This is a genomic window from Lentzea sp. CA-135723, from assembly GCF_050936595.1.
Lineage (GTDB): Bacteria > Actinomycetota > Actinomycetes > Mycobacteriales > Pseudonocardiaceae > Lentzea.
Genome location: NZ_JBNJMK010000001.1, coordinates 5,176,307 through 5,192,685, shown reverse-complemented (window position 1 = coordinate 5,192,685; position 16,379 = coordinate 5,176,307). Strand labels below are relative to the sequence as shown.

Here is a 16,379-nt window from a genome sequence, read left to right as displayed (position 1 = left end):
GTTTCGATGAGGGTGTTCCGGTGAGGGTGTTCCGGTGAAAGCCTCGGCACGGCTCGTGGTCGCGTTGGACTCGCACGGCAACAGCGTCGTGCGGGTCCTGCGGTCGATGACACCGTTGACATTGGTGCCGGCCCGGCGCGTGGGCCCGGTCGCGTTGGTGCACCTGGTTTCCTCGGTCACCGCGCCGCTGGGCGGCGATTCGTTGTCCCTGACCGTCGAAGTCGGTCCCGGGGCGTCCTTGGACCTTCGAGGCGTTGCGGCAACCCTGGTCCTGCCCGGTTCGTCTGGTGAGCCTTCTTCGTCTCTTGTGCGGTTTCGCCTGGAGGGGAGCGTTTCCTACCTGCCAGAACCGACGGTGGTCACCGCCCGCGCGCGCCACACCGCAGTGGTGGAAGCCGAATTGGACGGTCACGCAGAGTTGCGCCTGCGCGAGGTCCTGGTGCTGGGCCGCTCCGGCGAAAAGGCCGGCTCGCTGTCGTCCACGATGCGCGCAACCCGTTGCGGGAAGCCGTTGTTGCACCAACAGCTGGTCGTGGGCGACCCGGTGGTCGACGGTTCCCCGGCCGGGCTGGCGGGTCGCCGGGTCGTCGGAAGTTCGGTGGTGCTGGACGCCGTGGAGCGACCCGCGGACGGCGGTGAGTGGTGGAGCGTCGTTCCGTTGGCAGCGGGCGGAACCCTTGCTACCGCACTGGGTGACGACGTGGTCACCGTCACACGTGTGCTCGACGCCATCTGACTCGATCACGGACTCGATCCAGAACTGTTCTTTGCACGGACAGTCACCGTTCAGGTGGTGGTCATCACCGCGCAGGCGGTTTCGGTATCGGCACGCCGTGCGTATGGTCGCGAGTCCAGGGACCACGAGTTCTGCCGCCGCTTGGAGGTTCGCCGATGACGGAGACCACGAACATCGCACTACCGGCGATGCGCGTGTCATACGAGCAGGGCTCGCTCGCCGAGGCCGAGCTCGCCGCCACCTGGCACGAGCAGCTCCAGCTGTGGCTGGACCAGGCCTCGGGCGCCGGGCTCCCCGAGCCGAACGCGATGGTGCTCGCCACGACCGACGTGAAGGGCCGCCCGTCGTCCCGCACGGTCCTGGCCAAGGGCCTCGACGCACGCGGGTTGGTGTTCTTCACCAACTACACGTCCAACAAGTCGCACGACCTGATGGCGACCCGGTACGCGTCGGCCACCTTCCCGTGGTTCGCGATGCAGCGCCAGGCGCACGTGCGCGGGACCGTCGAGAAGGTCGGGCCCGTGGAGACCGCCGAGTACTGGAACTCGCGGCCGCGCGGGTCGCAGATCGGTGCCTGGGCCTCGCCGCAGTCGCGGGTGGTGACCGGTCGGTCCACTTTGGATTCGGCGTTGCACAAGATCGAGCGGCAGTTCGCGGAGACCGAGAAGATCCCTGTGCCGCCGCACTGGGGTGGGTGGCGGATTCGGCCTGAGGAGGTCGAGTTCTGGCAGGGGCGGCGGGATCGGATGCACGATCGGCTGCGGTTCCGGCTCGGGCGGGATGGATGGGCTTTGGAGCGAGTAGCTCCGTAGGTTCGGGCTTTTCGAGTGGGGCGTCTTCCTGTGGGCGGGGAGGCGCCCCTGTTTTGTTCGCTTGGGGTGCCGGTTCGTTGGTGTGGTTCCTGTTGTGGCGGGGGTTGGTCTCGTTCTGTTGGTTGGGCTGCGGTTGCGAGGGTGTTCGCGCGGGTCTAGACGAAGCGCGTGGGTGGCGATTGGGGCTTGACTTCGGGGCCCTTGCGAGGTGCTTGTCGGACCGGAAAAGGCCGGGCTGAAAAGAGGCCCGGCCGAGCCACTAGTGGTAGCACCTCGCACCCAAAGTCAAGCCCCAATCGCAATCGGTGGGTTGTACCGCTGACCAGCCGCGCATCAGCCCGTTCGGGCTCGCTCCGCTTCGCCACGCCAGGATTCGTAGGCGGTTGGCTTTGTGTCGTCGGCTATCTGGTTGAGAGCGCGCGCCGGGCTTGCGTGCGTGGTCGGCCTGCGTTGACGAGTGCGGTTCAGTGCGCCTGCTGAAGATCCATCCGGACTGTCAGACCCTCTCGGTACGTTGGGTCGCGGGGGAGCTCGAATCGAAGGGGACCCCCGCGGGAGCCTGCTCTCGCCTCGCCTCAGGCCTGCCGGCCTCCGCCCCGCCCGCCCTGTCTTGCCCCGCCTACCACCAGCCTCCGGTTCCGCCTCGCCTCCGGCCCCGCCCTCGCCAGCCCGCCCCTCGCCTTGACCGCCCGTCGTCGCCTGCCTCACCTCGCCTTGCCCGCCGTGCCTCGCCTCGCGCCCGCCGGCCTACCGCGCCAACTCACCTCGCCTGCCCCGTCCCCACCCCACCTCCCCTGCCAGGCCCTCGCGGAACCTGACCTGGGGGTCGGGCGTCCTTCGGGTGGCGAGAATGTCCGGATCCCCGCTTCGGCATACTGGGATTTCAGCAACAGCTAGCTACGAGGTGCGATTTCACGTGTGCGGAGTGCTCGGACTCATCTGTTCTACGGAAGCCGGTGCGGCCTCCGCGCGTGACTCCGTCGCTGCGGCTCTGCGCTGCCAGCGGCACCGTGGGCCCGACGAGCAGGACACCTGGGCTGACGCTGAGGTCATCTACGGGTTCAACCGGCTGGGCTTCATCGACCTCGAGCACTCGCACCAGCCGCTGGTGTGGGGGCCGCCGGAGAACCCCACGCGGTACACGCTGAACTTCAACGGCGAGATCTACAACTACAAGGAGCTCCGGGCCGAGCTCATGCGGAAGTTCGGGGCCCAGTTCCGCACCAACGGCGATGGTGAGTCGATCGTCGCCGGGTACCACTACCTCGGGGCCGACTGGGTCAAGATGTTGCGCGGCATGTTCGCGTTCATGATCTGGGACGCGCAGGAGCGGGTGGTCTTCGGGGCGCGGGATCCGTTTGGGATCAAGCCTTTGTACTGGGCCGCCGGGCCCGGTGGGGTCGGGTTCTCGTCGGAGAAGAAGAGCTTGCTGCAGTTGACCGGCGTGCTGGGGATCAGCCAGGAGCTGGACCAGACGGCGTTGCAGCACTACCTGGTGTTGCAGTACGTGCCTGAGCCCGAGTCGTTGCACAAGGCGATCCGGCGGATTGAGTCCGGCACGTCGTTCAAGGTGTCGCCGGGTGGGCAGGTGCTGTTCAACCGGTACTTCAAGCCCGTGTTCAACCCGCGGCCGGTCAACGGGGCGCACGAGGCCGAGGCGCTGCACGAGCGCATCGCCGACGTGATGCGGGACTCCGTCGCCAAGCACATGATCTCGGACCCCGACGTGACGGTCGGTGCGTTCCTGTCCGGCGGTATCGACTCGACGGCCACGGCGACGCTGGCCAAGCAGCACAACCCCAACCTGATCGCCTTCACCAGTGGTTTCGATCGGGACGGGTACTCGGAGGTCGACGTCGCCGCGGAGACGGCGGCGGCGATCGGGGTGCGGCACGTGGTCCGGACGGTGTCGGCGGACGAGATGATGAACGAGCTGCCGCTCATCCTCTGGTACCTCGACGACCCGGTGGCGGACCCGGCGTTGGTGCCGTTGTACTTCATCGCGAAGGAAGCTCGTAAGTACGTCAAGGCCGTGTTGTCGGGTGAGGGTGCCGACGAGCTGTTCGGCGGCTATGTGATCTACCACGAGCCGTTGTCGTTGGCGCCCTTCGAGAAGGTGCCCGGCGGCGTGCGCAAGTTGATGGGCGCCGTGTCGAAGTCCATTCCGGAGGGTGTGCGCGGCAAGGACCTGCTGCGGCGCGGTGCGCTGCGGCTGGAGGACCGGTACTACGGGAACGCCCGCAACTTCAGCGACGACCAGGTGCGCGCGGTGTTCCCGGGGTACGTCGAGGGCATCGGCTTCAAGGACGTCACGGCGCCCTGGTACCGCGAGTCCGAGGACTGGGACCCGGTGGCCCGCATGCAGCACATCGACCTGTTCACGTGGCTGCGCGGGGACATCCTCGTCAAGGCCGACAAGGTGACGATGGCCAACTCGATCGAGCTGCGCGTGCCGTTCCTCGACCCCGAGGTGTTCCGGGTCGCGGCCGAGGTTCCGCTCGACCAGAAGCTGACCGAGGGCACGACCAAGTACGCGCTGCGCAAGGCGTTGGCGAAGATCATTCCGGCGCACGTCCTCAACCGGCCCAAGCTCGGGTTCCCGGTGCCGATCCGGCACTGGCTGCGCGCCGAGATGTACGACTGGACGCGCGGGATCATCAACGACTCGCAGACCGGGCACCTGCTCGACAAGAACGCGGTGCTGGACCTGCTGGCCGAGCACAAGTCGGAGCAGTTCGACAGGTCCAGGCAGCTGTGGAGCGTGCTCTGCTTCATGATCTGGCACGGGATCTTCGTCGAGGGCCGGATCACGCCCAAGGTGCCGGAGCCGGTGTACCCCGTCCGCCTCTGACGAGTGGTCTTGGCGACACATCACCGTAAAGGGCTTGTTAGTTGCCATAGGCTAACCAAGTGGCCACTGTGGGGAGAAGCGCGCGCTCGACGTTCGTGATCGACACTCGACCGTTGAAGATCGTCGCGTATCGCCGGCTGTGGCTCTCCACGATCGTGACGGCGGTGGGCTCCCAGCTCACCGCCGTCGCCGTGCCCAAGCAGGTGTACGACCTCACCGGCTCGTCGGCGTGGGTCGGCATCGCCGCCGGCGTGGCGCTCGTGCCGCTGCTGGTCTTCGGGCTCTGGGGCGGCGCCATCGCGGACACCGTCGACCGGCGCAAGTTGCTGCTCGCCACCAACATCGGCATCGCCGTCTCGTCAGTGCTGCTGTGGGCGCAGGCGGCGATGAACGTCGGGTCGGTGTGGCTCGTGATCGCGCTGCTCGGCCTCCAGCAGGTGTTCTTCGCGGCCAACGCTCCGGCCCGGTCCGCCTCCATCGCCCGGCTGGTGCCTGCCGAGCTGCTGCCGTCCGCCGGCGCGCTCGGGTCGACGGTCATGCAGTTCGGCGCGGTGCTCGGGCCGTTGCTCGCCGGTGCGTTCATGCCGATCGTCGGGCTCTCGACGCTCTACCTGGTGGACGCGATCGCGCTGGTCGTGACGGTCTACGCGGTGTGGAAGCTGCCTCCGATGCCCCCGCTGGACGGTGTGATCCGGCGGGCGGGGCTGCGGGACGTGCTCGACGGGTTCGTGTACCTGTGGGCGCAGAAAGTGCTGATGGCGAGCATGTTGCTGGACATCATCGCGATGGTGTTCGGCATGCCGAGGGCGCTCTTCCCGGAGATGGCCCAGCACACGTTCGGCGACCCGGCCGGGGGTGGGTTCGCGCTCGGCGTGCTGTTCGCGGCCATCCCGGTCGGCGCGGTGATCTGCGGGCTCACGTCCGGGTGGATCTCCAACATCAACCGCCACGGCGTTGCGCTCACGCTGGCCGTCGTGGGCTGGGGCGTCGCGATCGCGGGCTTCGGGCTCGCCGGGTCGCTGTGGGTCGCGGCCGCGTTCCTCGCGCTCGCGGGTGCCGCCGACATGGTGTCGATGGCGTTCCGCGGCGCGATCCTCCAGTCCGCCGCGACGGACGAGATGCGCGGACGGATGCAGGGCGTGTTCATCGTCGTCGTCGCCGGCGGGCCGCGCATCGCCGACCTGCTGCACGGCACGGGTGGCGCCGCGTTCGGCACGGCCGCCGCGGTCACCGCCGGTGGCGTGCTGGTGGTCCTCGCCAGCGTCGCGATGGTGGCGGCGTTGCCGGCGATCTGGCGCTACAAGGTCAACCCCTCGGGCTGACCTCGGCCGGGTTCGGGTCGGCGATCGTGACGGCGCCGCCCCAGTCGGAGAAGCGGGTGGCGTCGACGATCCGCTGGCCCTGGAAGTCCGTGTAGAAGCCGATGCGGCTGGGCAGGCCGCTCCCGTCCAGCTCGACCTCGGCGGTCGCGCCGGCGACCTGCTGGTCCAGTGCGAGCTTGACCTCGGCGCGCAGGGCCTCGTCCTCGAGGGTGTCGTAGGCCTTCCGGTAGTCGACGGAGATCGTGTAGCGGGTGGCGCCACCGGCCTCCGTGGTCAGCTTGAGCTCGCCGCCCGCCTCGATCACCGGCAGGTGGTACGTCGTGAAGACGGCCTGCTGGTAGACGACGTCGTGGAAGCCCAGCACGGTCGTCGTGAACTCGTCGTCGGCCTTGCGGTCGAGCCGCACCCACGGCTTGTCGGCGGGCAGCCCGAAGACGTCGGCCGGCAGCCGCACGAACGCGGTGTCCTTCATCGTCGAGACCAGCCTGAGCTCCACGGCGTTGCCGCCGGTCTGCACGGCACGGGTCGTGGTCGCGTCCATCGCCGGGACCTCGCCGCCCAGCCGCACGCTCCCGTTCGCCGGTGCCCGGCCGGACGTCCCGGCCAGCGGCGGGTCGATGGTGAAGCGGTAGGAACCCTTGTCGTTCACCGACTTCTTGACCGCGGCCACGAGGCTCGGCACGTCGCGCAGCCGGGAGCCGGTGTCGCTCGCGGGTTCGGACGAGGAGCAGGCGGTCAGCGCCAGGCCGGCGATGATCGCGGTCGCCGCGAGTCTCATCCGGCGATTGTTACACCAATTGGGTGAGGTCATCGTTCGTTCCCGCAGGTAGCGGGCAAAAGGTGCAGAATCTTCGGGCATGGCTGAAGCGACTCCACAAACGGAGCAACCAGAGCTACATCGGGCAATCGGCCCGAAGCTGCTGCTGTTCTTCGTCGTCGGCGACATCCTCGGCACCGGTATCTACGCCCTCACCGGCAACGTGGCAGGCAAGATCGGCGGCGCGCTCTGGCTGCCCTTCCTGCTCGCGTTCGTGGTGGCGTTCCTGACCGCGTTCAGCTATCTGGAACTGGTCGGGAAGTACCCCAAGGCGGCAGGCGCGGCGCTGTACACGAACAGAGCGTTCAAGATCCACTTCTTGACGTTCATGGTCGCGTTCGCGGTCATGTGCTCGGGCATCACCTCGGCGTCGTCGGCCGCGCTGGCGTTCGGCCGCACGTACCTGCGGCAGCTGCTGGTGGAGTTCTTCGACGTGACGCTCACGGCCGAGTCGCTCGTGTTCACCGGGCTCGCGGTCGTGTTCATCGCGGGCCTCGCCCTGATCAACTTCCGCGGTGTGTCGGAGTCCGTCAAGGCCAACGTGGTCCTGACCTGCATCGAGCTGTCCGGTCTGCTGATCATCATCGCGATCGGCGCGTACGCGGTGGTCGTCGGCGACGGCGAACCCTCGCGGCTCACCGAGATCCACGTGCCGTCCGGGTCCAACATCATGCTCGCGGTCACCTCGGCGACGGCGCTCGCGTTCTTCGCGATGGTCGGCTTCGAGGACTCGGTCAACATGGCAGAGGAGTGCAAGAACCCGGCCAAGATCTTCCCGCGCGCGATGCTGATCGGCATGGGCGTCGCGGCCCTGATCTACGTGCTGGTCGCGATCACGTCGTCGCTGCTGATCCCGTCCGACGAGCTCGCGAAGGCGAGCAGCGGCGCGTTGCTGAAGGTCGTCACCGTTGGTGCGCCGGGCTTCCCGCTGTGGATCTTCGCGTTGATCGGTCTGCTGGCCGTCATCAACTCGGCGCTGATCAACATGCTGATGGCGTCGAGGTTGTTGTACGGCATGGCGAACGAGAAGATCATCCCGTCGTTCTTCGGCACCGTGCACCCGTTCCGCCGCACGCCGTGGATCTCGATCGTCTTCACGACGGGCGTCGCGGTGATCCTGGTGTCCACAGCGGACATCGGCAAGCTCGGTGGCACCACGTCGTTGCTGCTGCTGATCGTCTTCACCATCGTCAACGTCGCGTGCCTGGTGCTGCGGCGGGAGAAGGCCGAGCACAAGCACTTCCGGGCGCCCACCTGGGCACCGGTGCTCGGCGCGATCACGTGCGCGTACCTCGCGATCCCCGGCCTGTCCGGCCGGCCGATCGACGACTACAAGATCGCGGGTTACCTGCTGCTCGCCGGACTCGTGCTGTGGGGCATCAACCGCGTGCTGCACGGCAAGGTGGAGACGCACCCCGAGAACATCGGCAAGTGAGGCTCTAGTCCAGCAGGTGCTTCAGGAACCGGTCGGGATCGCCCAGGAAGTTGCGGGTGAGCCTGACCGGTTCCGCCGTGTCGTAGGAGATCTCGTCGATCGTGTCGGTGATCTCCAGGATCGTCGCGCCGGGTGCGGCGAGCAGGATCGGCGAGTGCGTGGCGATGATGAACTGCGAGCCCTCTTCGACGAGCTCGTGGATGCGCCGCAGGACCGTCAGGCAGCCTTTGACCGACAGCGCGGCCTCCGGTTCGTCCAGCAGGTAGAGGCCCCTGGCGCCGAAGCGGTGGTTCATCAGGTCGATGAAGCTCTCGCCGTGTGAGCGTTCGTGCAACGACTTCCCGCCGTACGACGCGTGAATGCCCTCGCCGATCCGGTCGATCTCCGTGGCGACGTTGTAGAACGACTCGGCCCGCAGGAAGAACCCGGTGCGCGGCTTCCTGGTGCCCCAGCTGAGGATCAGGTGATCACCGAGCGACGACTCGGTGGCCTTCGTCGCGAACCGGAACGACTGCGTGCCGCCCTCCGCGTTGAACCCGGCGGCCACCGCGATCGCCTCGACCAGCGTCGACTTGCCGGCGCCGTTGTCCCCGGTGAGGAACGTGACGGGCCCGCGGAAGTGCAGCGGGGTGCCGAACAGGTGCCGCACCGCCGGCAACGTGAACGGGTACCGGTGCGTGTCGCTGCCCTGGTCGAGGCGGACCTGGTGGATGAACGTCACGCGAGCCGGGCCAGCTCGACCGGGTCGTGCGCGCAGAACACCTCGGCCTCGCCGGACTCCTTGAGCTCCTTCAACCGTTCCACATTGGACAGACGCTGCTCGCGGATCGTCTCGGTCTGCCGGGCGGTGAGCTTCAACGCGAAGATGTTGCTCGGCGGCGTCTCGATCTCGCCGCGGTAGAAGTAGGCGTCCCCGGCGTGCAGCAACCAGCCGTCGTCGGACCGCACCGCGATGCCGGTGTGCCCGCGCGTGTGCCCGACCAACGGCACCATGAGGATGTCGTCCGGCAGCCCGTCGACGTCCCTGACGGCCTCGAACCCGTTCCAGGTCTCACCCTCGGCCTGGTGCGTCCGGAACGTGACCCCGTCGCGCTGCGCCTTCGGGTACCGGGCCTTCTCCTTGGTGCCCTTGGCGTTGGTCGCTGCCTCCAGCTCCGCGTCCAGCACGTGCACCGTGGCCTTGGGGAAGTCGCGCAGCCCACCGGCGTGATCGAGGTCGAGGTGCGTCAGCAGCACGTGCCGCACGTCGTCCGCCGTGTACCCGCGCTTCTCGACGTGGCTGATCGCCGTCTCGGTGATGTCGAGCACCGGCCGCAACAGCCGGCGGCTCATCGGGTCGATCGTCCCCTTGGGGTTCGTCACCTCGTTCATGCCGAACCCCGTGTCGACCAGCACCAGCCCCTGGTCGGACTCGATCAGCAGGCAGTGCGCCACCAGCCCGCCCGCCACCAGGGGCGGCCGGAACGTCGCGCAGTTGAGGTGATGAACCTTCATGGGCAAATCCTTCCGCAGGCCCCGTAGGCTTCAGCCTCATGTTGGGGATCTCGTACGAGGGTGCCACCGCCGTGATCACGACTGTAGGGGCGGGCCTGCGCTCCTTCGAGGTCGACGACGTCCCATATGTGGAAACATTCGGCGCCGACGAGAAACCTCCGATGAGCGCGGGCGCCGTCCTCGTCCCGTGGCCCAACCGGACCGCGGGCGCGTCCTGGGTGCTGGACGGCTCGGTGCAGCACCTGGAGGTCACCGAACCGGCCAGGGGCAACGCCATCCACGGCCTGGTCCGCCGCCGTCCCTGGTCCGTGCTCGAACACACCGGCTCCCTCGTGTCGCTGCGAGCCCTGATCGAACCCCAGCCGGGCTGGCCGGCCGCCCTGGACGTGACCGTCTCCTACGCCCTGGACGACAACGGCCTGACCGTCACCCACGGCGTCAAGAACGTGGGCGACGTCCCCACCCCGTTCGGCGTGGGCACCCACCCGTACCCGCGGGCGGGCAACGCCACGACCGATTCGTGCACTCTGACGCTGGCCGCGACCACCGTGCTGCCGCTGGACACCGACCGCATGGTCCCGTCCGGCCCGGCCACCCCGGTGGAGGGCACGTGGTTCGACTTCCGCGAGGGCCGTTCGCTGGAGGGCGCGAAGCTGGACACGCCGTTCGGCGGCTGCGAGCCCTCGCCCGACGGCCTGGTCCACCACACCCTGACCTCGGCGGACAGCGGCGTGGAGGTGTGGGCGGACCCGGCGTTCCGCTGGGTGCAGGTCTACACCCCGGACTCGTACCCGGGCCGGGGCCGCGCGGTGGCGATCGAGCCGATGACGTGCCCGCCGGACGCGCTCAACTCCGGGGTGGACCTGATCTGGGTCTCGCCGGGGGAGTCGTGGGGCGCGAGGTGGGGCATCCGCCCGCTCTGACGGCAGGCTCTCGCAGGCGTCCCCTCGTGCCCAGGACCCCCCGCGACCCAACGTACTCAGAGGGTCCGACAGTGCGACCGGGCGAGACGCGGTGGGGCAAGGCGCGGCCGGGCGAGACGCGGTGGGGCAAGGCGCGGCCGGGCAGGACGGGTCTCGGGCGAGACGAGGCGCGCCCCGCCGGGCGCAAGCATCGGCATCGCGATGGCGCAGCTGGGCCCGGCCGAGACGAGGCGCGCCCCGCCGGGCGTGAGCATCGCGATGGCGCAGCCGGGCTCGGCTGAGAGGCGAGCGCAATGCCGGAGGCGAGGCGTCCGTCCCTCTTCGCGCCGTCACAGCGGTACCGGGTGACGTGCCCGCCCGGCTCGGCAGCGCTCGTCCCAGCCCTCGCACCCACCCCTCGCACCCCGAACCCAGCAGGCCACCCAAAGGTGACGGACCGGGTGGCCACCAGCCGGAAATACCGTTAGCGTCGCTAACCATGAACCTCGCGATCACCGGTGGCTACGTCGTCCCCGTGGACGGCGCCCCGATCGAAGGCGGCACCGTCCTCATCCAAGACGGCAAGATCGCAGCGGTCGGCGCAGACGTCGACATCCCGGACGGCACGAAGACGGTCGACGCCGACGGCGCCTGGGTCCTGCCCGGCTTCGTCGAGGCGCACGGCCACATCGGCGTCCACGAGGAGGCCGAGGGCTGGGCCGGCCAGGACACCAACGAGATGACCGACCCGGTCGGTGCCAGGATGCGTGCCCTGGACGCCATCAACCCCGCTGACCTGGGCTTCGCGGACGCCCTGAGCGGTGGTGTCACGACCGCGGTGATCAAGCCGGGCAGCGGCAACCCCATCGGTGGCCAGACCGTGGCGATCAAGTGCTGGGGGCGCACGGTCGACGAGATGCTCGTCAAGGAGCCCGTGAGCGTCAAGAGCGCGCTCGGTGAGAACCCCAAGCGCGTCTACGGCGACAAGGGCAAGCTGCCGTCCACCCGGCAGGGCGTGGCCGCGGTCATCCGCGACCAGCTGACCAAGGCGCAGGACTACGCGAAGAAGAAGGCCGAGGCCGAGAAGGACGGCAAGGCGTTCGACCGCGACAACACCATGGAGATCCTCGGCAAGGTGCTCTCCGGCGAGCTGGGCTGGTGCCAGCACGCGCACCGGGCCGACGACATCGCCACGGCGATCCGCCTGTCCGAGGAGTTCGGCTACCGGCTGATCCTCAACCACGGCACCGAAGGCCATCTGATCGCGGACGTCATCGCGGACAAGCAGATCCCGGTCATCATCGGCCCGCTGTTCACCAGCAGGTCCAAAGTGGAGCTTCGCAACCGCGGCCTGCGCAACCCGGGCATCCTCGCGCGCGCAGGCGTCGAGCTGGCGATCACGACCGACCACCCGGTGGTCCCGATCCACTTCCTGGTGCACCAGGCCACGCTGGCGGTGAAGGAAGGCCTCGACAGCGACACCGCGCTGAGGTCCATCACCACCAACCCCGCCAGGATCATGGGTCTGGACGACCGGGTCGGCTCGCTGAAGCCCGGCCTGGACGGCGACGTCGTGATCTGGTCGGGCGACCCGCTCGACGTCATGAGCCGCGCGCTGCACGTCTTCGTCCAGGGCCGCGAGGTCTACACCTGGAACGAGGACAAGGGCGAAGGGGTCGTGGCCGACCCCTTCTACCGGGAGGGCTAGCGCAGGCCGCGGCCGATCACGAGGCGCTGGATCTGGTTGGTGCCCTCGAAGATCTGCAGCACCTTGGCCTCGCGCATGTACCGCTCGACCGGGAAGTCACGGGTGTACCCGGCCCCGCCGAGCACCTGCACGGCGTCGGTCGTCACCTTCATCGCCGCATCGGTGGCGATGAGCTTGGCGATCGACGCCTGCTGCCGGAACGGCAACCCGCGGTCACGACGGCGAGCGGCCGAGATGTAGGTCGCCCGCGCGGACTCCACGGCCGCCGCCATGTCGGCGAGCAGGAACTCCAGGCCCTGGAACTCGATGATCGGACGGCCGAACTGCGTGCGCGTCTTGGCGTACGCCACGGCCTCGTCGAGCGCGGCCTGCGCCAGACCCACAGCGCACGCGGCGATCCCGAGCCGGCCGGAGTCCAAAGCGGACAGTGCGATCTTCAGGCCGTCGCCCTCGTTGCCGATCAACCGGTCCGCCCCGAACCGCACGTCGTCGAACGCCAGCTGCGCGGTGATGGAACCGGTGAGGCCCATCTTCCGCTCCGGCGAGGCGGCCACGAGCCCGGACGTCTCGCCCGGCGCGAGGAAGCACGAGATGCCGCGGCCCGCGTCGGGGGACGTGCGGGCCATCAGCGTGTAGAAGTCGGCGGCGCCGGCGTGCGTGATCCACGCCTTGGTGCCGTTCACGACGTACTCGGAGCCCTTGCGGACGGCGCGGGTCGACATGGCGGCCGGGTCGGAGCCCGCCTGGACCTCGGACAGGGCGTAGCCGCCGAGCAGGTCGCCCTCCAGCATCTCCGGGAGCCAGCGCTCCTGCTGTTCGCGGGTGCCGAACTGCGCCAGGCCGTAGCAGGACATGACGTGCACGGAGAGGCCGACGGCGACCGTCATCCACGCGGAGGCGACCTCTTCGAGCGCCTGCAGGTACACCTCGTAGGGCTGCTCGCCGCCACCGAACTCCTCGGCGTACGGCAGACCCAGCAGACCCGCCCTGCCCAACAGGCGGAACGCGTCGCGGGGGAACTTCTCGTTCTCCTCGGCGTCCGCGGCGTGGGGCTTGAGCTCGTCCCGCGCGATCTCCCTGACCAGCGCGATCAGGTCTTCTGCCTCTTGGGTGGGGAGCAGCCGCTCGGCGGGCATCGTCGACCTCCGGTGGTGTACTGGTAGCTGTACTCTAGTGCGTTGTGCAGTACAGCAGCCAGTGAATGTGGCAAGGTCCTCATATGACGCGGGCTCTCACGCAGCGGCAGGCCGAGCTGCTCACCCGGTTGGAGGCGTTGTTCCTCACCGAGGGCTTCGGGCATCTCACGCTGGATGACATCGCGGGCAGGCTGCACTGCTCGAAATCCACGCTGTACGCGCTCGCCGGCAGCAAGGAGCAGCTGGCCGTCCGCGTCGTCGGCCGGTACTTCAAGGGCGCGGCCGAACGCATCGAGAAGCGCATCGCGGGCCTCAACGACGTGCGCAAACGCATCGGCAGCTACCTCGCGGGCGCCGCGGAGGAGCTGAACAAGGCGTCAGCGGCGTTCATCGCGGACGTGTCCGACTTCCCGCCGACGAGGGCGACGTACGAACGCAACGCGCGCGCTGCGGCCGAGCGCATCAAGGCGTTCATCCAGGACGGTGTGGAGCGGCACGTGTTCCGCGAGGTGCACGCCACGCTGTTCGCCGAGATGGCCGGGCTGCTCATCGAGAGCATCCAGACCGGGGTCCTCACGAAGCGGGCAGGCGTTTCGGACGCCGAGGCGTTCACCGCCCTGGGCGAACTGTTGTTGGATGGGCTCCAGAGGAACGGGGTCTCCCAGAAGGAGTAGAGCGCGTGATCGTGGTTGCCGGTGAGGCTCTGGTCGACATGGTTCCGGTCGGGGAGGACGAGCTCACGCCGCTCGCCCCGAAGCTGGGCGGCGGGCCGTACAACGTCGCCGTGGCGCTCGGGCGGCTGGACGTGCCGACGGCGTTCCTGTCGCGGGTGTCGACCGACCACTTCGGCGAGCAGCTGGTCAAGCGGCTGCACGCGTCGAACGTGACGACGGACCTGGTCCAACGTGGACCGGAGAACACCACGCTCGCCGTCGTGGGCCTCGCCGACGACGGATCGGCGCGCTACGCGTTCTACGTCGATGGCACGGCCGACCGGCTCGTCGAGGACCCGGGTCCGTTGCCCGAGCAGGCGAAGGCGGTGTCGTTCGGCACGCTCAGCCTCGTGCTCGAACCCGGCGCCTCGGTCTACGAGACGGTGCTGCGGCGCGAGAGCAAGCGCTTGCTCACGGCGCTCGACCCCAACATCCGGGCCGGCCTGATCCACGATCCGGGCGCCTACCGGGCGCGGTTCCGGTCGTGGCTGCCGGACGTCGGCCTGCTCAAGCTCTCGGTCGAGGACGCCCAGTGGCTCGCCGAAGAGGACGACGTGATCGAGATCGCAAGGACGTGGATTTCACAGGGACCGGCCGCCGTCGTCCTGACGAAAGGTGGCGACGGTCTGTCAGTGATCACGGCCACCGGGCAGGTCGACGTGCCACCCGTGAAGGTGGACGTGGTCGACACGATCGGGGCCGGCGACACGGTGCAGGGCGCCCTGCTCGCGTGGCTGCACGACCACGACGCGTTGAGCGTGGAGAAGATCCGCGGCCTCGGTGACGAGGAATGGACCACCGCATTGACGTACGCCGGCGCGGCCGCGGCGATCACATGTTCCCGTGCGGGTGCCGAACCGCCCTTTGCGAGCGAACTCACCGCCGCGTTGGGTGGATAAAACGGAGGATCGGACTACCGTGGGGTAGCCGCGCTAGAAACTGGCATTACGGATGTGATGCCGGTCCCATCTCACAGAATCGGTTCACACCGCTGCTGCGAGGCGGGCCTTCCGCCGACTAGCGTGAGTGGACTTGAAGACTCAGATCCCAACGGGGTGGTCCGAGACGACGGCAGGCCCGGCGTGGCCTGCCGCCACCCCGTCCGAGCGTTGAGAGGGACTTGAATGCCCGACGCGACGACTGCGCCGACCGACCCACAGACCGTCGCGCTGCGCCACGGGGACGCAGAGCTCGAGATGAAGGTGGTGCGGGCGTCCGAAGGCGCGTCCGGCATCGATCTCGGCAAGCTGCTGTCGACCACCGGTCTGGTAACCCTGGACACCGGTTTCGTCAACACGGCCTCCTGCTCCTCCGAGATCACCTACATCGACGGTGACGCCGGAATTCTGCGTTACCGCGGGTACCCGATCGAGCAGTTGGCCGCGCGCTCGAACTTTGCGGAGGTCTCGTACCTCCTGATCTACGGCGAGCTGCCGACCGCGGCTCAGCTCGAGGACTTCAACAAGAAGATCAGCAGGCACACCCTGCTGCACGAGGACCTCAAGCGCTTCTTCGACGGCTTCCCGCGCGACGCGCACCCCATGCCGGTGCTGTCGTCCGCGGTCTCCGCGCTGTCGACCTTCTACCAGGACTCGCTGTCGCCGTTCGACGCGAACCAGGTGGAGATCTCCACGATCCGCCTGCTCGCCAAGCTGCCGACCATCGCGGCCTACGCGTACAAGAAGTCGGTCGGCCAGCCGTTCCTCTACCCGGACAACTCGCTGGGCCTGGTGGAGAACTTCCTGCGGATGACCTTCGGGTTCCCGGCCGAGGCCTACGACCTCGACCCGGACCTGGTCCGCGCGCTCGACCTGCTCTTCATCCTGCACGCCGACCACGAGCAGAACTGCTCCACGTCGACCGTGCGCCTGGTCGGCTCCTCCGAGGCGAACCTCTTCGCGTCCATCTCCGCGGGCATCAACGCCCTGTTCGGCCCGCTGCACGGCGGCGCGAACAGCGCGGTGCTGGAGATGCTGGAGAAGATCAAGAACGACGGCGGCGACGTGCAGTCGTTCGTGAACAAGGTGAAGAACAAGGAGGACGGCGTCCGCCTGATGGGCTTCGGCCACCGGGTCTACAAGAACTACGACCCGCGCGCCGCGATCATCAAGAAGACCGCCGACGAGATCCTCGGCAAGCTCGGCGCCGACGACCAGCTGCTCGACATCGCGAAGCAGCTGGAAGAGGCCGCCCTGAGCGACGAGTACTTCATCTCCCGCAAGCTCTACCCGAACGTCGACTTCTACACGGGTCTGATCTACCGGGCGATGGGCTTCCCGACGAAGTTCTTCACCGTGCTGTTCGCGCTCGGCCGTCTCCCCGGCTGGATCGCGCACTGGCGCGAGATGATCAACGACCCGGCCACCAAGATCGGCCGCCCGCGGCAGATCTACACCGGCCCGACCGAGCGCGACTTCATCGCGATGGAGAACCGCTGATCACGGCCTAGCCGC

At 68.5% G+C, this 16,379-nt stretch carries 14 protein-coding genes; 10 read left to right on the top strand and 4 right to left on the bottom strand.

Annotated features, from left to right (window positions below):
• Positions 1-34: 34 nt before the first annotated feature.
• From ACQEU1_RS23620 to ACQEU1_RS23605, 4 genes are all read left to right on the top strand, one after another.
• A complete protein-coding gene (locus ACQEU1_RS23620; RefSeq protein ID WP_433205551.1) occupies positions 35-736 on the top strand; it encodes an urease accessory protein UreD in 702 nt (233 codons plus the stop codon).
• Positions 737-891: 155 nt separating this feature from the next.
• Positions 892-1,548 carry a pyridoxamine 5'-phosphate oxidase gene (pdxH, locus tag ACQEU1_RS23615; protein WP_433205548.1) on the top strand — a complete coding sequence of 219 codons (657 nt, stop codon included), beginning with the start codon at positions 892-894 and terminating at the stop codon, positions 1,546-1,548.
• Positions 1,549-2,464: 916 nt separating this feature from the next.
• Positions 2,465-4,399 carry an asparagine synthase (glutamine-hydrolyzing) gene (gene asnB / locus ACQEU1_RS23610; RefSeq protein ID WP_433205545.1) on the top strand — a complete coding sequence of 645 codons (1,935 nt, stop codon included), beginning with the start codon at positions 2,465-2,467 and terminating at the stop codon, positions 4,397-4,399.
• 59 nt (positions 4,400-4,458) lie between these two features.
• Positions 4,459-5,721 carry an MFS transporter gene (locus ACQEU1_RS23605; protein WP_433205542.1) on the top strand — a complete coding sequence of 421 codons (1,263 nt, stop codon included), beginning with the start codon at positions 4,459-4,461 and terminating at the stop codon, positions 5,719-5,721.
• Here ACQEU1_RS23605 and ACQEU1_RS23600 read toward each other — a convergent pair.
• Positions 5,705-6,499 carry a hypothetical protein gene (locus tag ACQEU1_RS23600; protein WP_433205539.1) on the bottom strand — a complete coding sequence of 265 codons (795 nt, stop codon included), beginning with the start codon at positions 6,497-6,499 and terminating at the stop codon, positions 5,705-5,707. The two genes, ACQEU1_RS23605 and ACQEU1_RS23600, sit on opposite strands and share 17 nt — an antisense overlap.
• 79 nt (positions 6,500-6,578) lie before the next feature.
• Here ACQEU1_RS23600 and ACQEU1_RS23595 point away from each other — a divergent pair, with 79 nt between their 5' ends.
• A complete protein-coding gene (locus tag ACQEU1_RS23595; protein ID WP_433205536.1) occupies positions 6,579-7,973 on the top strand; it encodes an APC family permease in 1,395 nt (464 codons plus the stop codon).
• A gap of 4 nt (positions 7,974-7,977) precedes the next feature.
• Here the strand turns inward: ACQEU1_RS23595 and ACQEU1_RS23590 are convergent, their stop codons facing one another.
• Positions 7,978-8,694 (bottom strand): AAA family ATPase, encoded by a 717-nt coding sequence (locus ACQEU1_RS23590; protein ID WP_433205533.1) that lies wholly within the window; start codon positions 8,692-8,694, stop codon positions 7,978-7,980.
• Positions 8,691-9,467 (bottom strand): MBL fold metallo-hydrolase, encoded by a 777-nt coding sequence (locus tag ACQEU1_RS23585; RefSeq protein ID WP_433205530.1) that lies wholly within the window; start codon positions 9,465-9,467, stop codon positions 8,691-8,693. The genes ACQEU1_RS23590 and ACQEU1_RS23585 overlap by 4 nt, the downstream gene beginning before the upstream one ends.
• A gap of 38 nt (positions 9,468-9,505) precedes the next feature.
• Here ACQEU1_RS23585 and ACQEU1_RS23580 point away from each other — a divergent pair, with 38 nt between their 5' ends.
• Together ACQEU1_RS23580 and ACQEU1_RS23575 are read left to right on the top strand one after the other, a co-directional pair.
• Positions 9,506-10,390, top strand: a complete 885-nt coding sequence (locus ACQEU1_RS23580; RefSeq protein WP_433205527.1) for an aldose 1-epimerase family protein — start codon at positions 9,506-9,508, stop codon at positions 10,388-10,390.
• A 478-nt stretch (positions 10,391-10,868) separates the two neighbouring features.
• Positions 10,869-12,077, top strand: a complete 1,209-nt coding sequence (locus ACQEU1_RS23575; protein WP_433205524.1) for an amidohydrolase — start codon at positions 10,869-10,871, stop codon at positions 12,075-12,077.
• On the opposite strand, the gene ACQEU1_RS23570 is transcribed toward ACQEU1_RS23575, so the two are convergent.
• Entirely contained in the window at positions 12,074-13,213 is a 1,140-nt protein-coding gene (locus ACQEU1_RS23570) for an acyl-CoA dehydrogenase family protein (RefSeq protein ID WP_433205521.1), read from the bottom strand. The genes ACQEU1_RS23575 and ACQEU1_RS23570 overlap by 4 nt on opposite strands.
• A gap of 83 nt (positions 13,214-13,296) precedes the next feature.
• Here ACQEU1_RS23570 and ACQEU1_RS23565 point away from each other — a divergent pair, with 83 nt between their 5' ends.
• The 3 genes from ACQEU1_RS23565 to ACQEU1_RS23555 all read left to right on the top strand — a co-directional run bounded on the left by ACQEU1_RS23565 (position 13,297) and on the right by ACQEU1_RS23555 (position 16,364).
• Positions 13,297-13,887, top strand: coding sequence for a TetR/AcrR family transcriptional regulator (locus ACQEU1_RS23565; RefSeq protein ID WP_382442474.1), 591 nt, complete (start codon positions 13,297-13,299; stop codon positions 13,885-13,887).
• 5 nt (positions 13,888-13,892) lie between these two features.
• Positions 13,893-14,825, top strand: coding sequence for a carbohydrate kinase family protein (locus ACQEU1_RS23560; protein WP_433205517.1), 933 nt, complete (start codon positions 13,893-13,895; stop codon positions 14,823-14,825).
• 225 nt (positions 14,826-15,050) lie between these two features.
• Positions 15,051-16,364: a citrate synthase gene (locus ACQEU1_RS23555; protein ID WP_382442472.1), complete on the top strand. Its 1,314-nt coding sequence runs from the start codon at positions 15,051-15,053 to the stop codon at positions 16,362-16,364.
• Positions 16,365-16,379 lie beyond the last annotated feature (15 nt).

What these genes read in the sequence shown, in the direction of transcription:
- ACQEU1_RS23555 (WP_382442472.1), top strand. Translation starts at nt 15,051, where the DNA reads ATGCCCGACGCGACGACTGCGCCGACCGACCCACAGACCGTCGCGCTG.
- pdxH (WP_433205548.1), top strand. Translation starts at nt 892, where the DNA reads ATGACGGAGACCACGAACATCGCACTACCGGCGATGCGCGTGTCATAC.
- ACQEU1_RS23580 (WP_433205527.1), top strand. Translation starts at nt 9,506, where the DNA reads ATGTTGGGGATCTCGTACGAGGGTGCCACCGCCGTGATCACGACTGTA.
- ACQEU1_RS23565 (WP_382442474.1), top strand. Translation starts at nt 13,297, where the DNA reads ATGACGCGGGCTCTCACGCAGCGGCAGGCCGAGCTGCTCACCCGGTTG.
- ACQEU1_RS23570 (WP_433205521.1), bottom strand. Translation starts at nt 13,213, where the DNA reads ATGCCCGCCGAGCGGCTGCTCCCCACCCAAGAGGCAGAAGACCTGATC.
- ACQEU1_RS23575 (WP_433205524.1), top strand. Translation starts at nt 10,869, where the DNA reads ATGAACCTCGCGATCACCGGTGGCTACGTCGTCCCCGTGGACGGCGCC.
- ACQEU1_RS23595 (WP_433205536.1), top strand. Translation starts at nt 6,579, where the DNA reads ATGGCTGAAGCGACTCCACAAACGGAGCAACCAGAGCTACATCGGGCA.
- ACQEU1_RS23585 (WP_433205530.1), bottom strand. Translation starts at nt 9,467, where the DNA reads ATGAAGGTTCATCACCTCAACTGCGCGACGTTCCGGCCGCCCCTGGTG.
- ACQEU1_RS23600 (WP_433205539.1), bottom strand. Translation starts at nt 6,499, where the DNA reads ATGAGACTCGCGGCGACCGCGATCATCGCCGGCCTGGCGCTGACCGCC.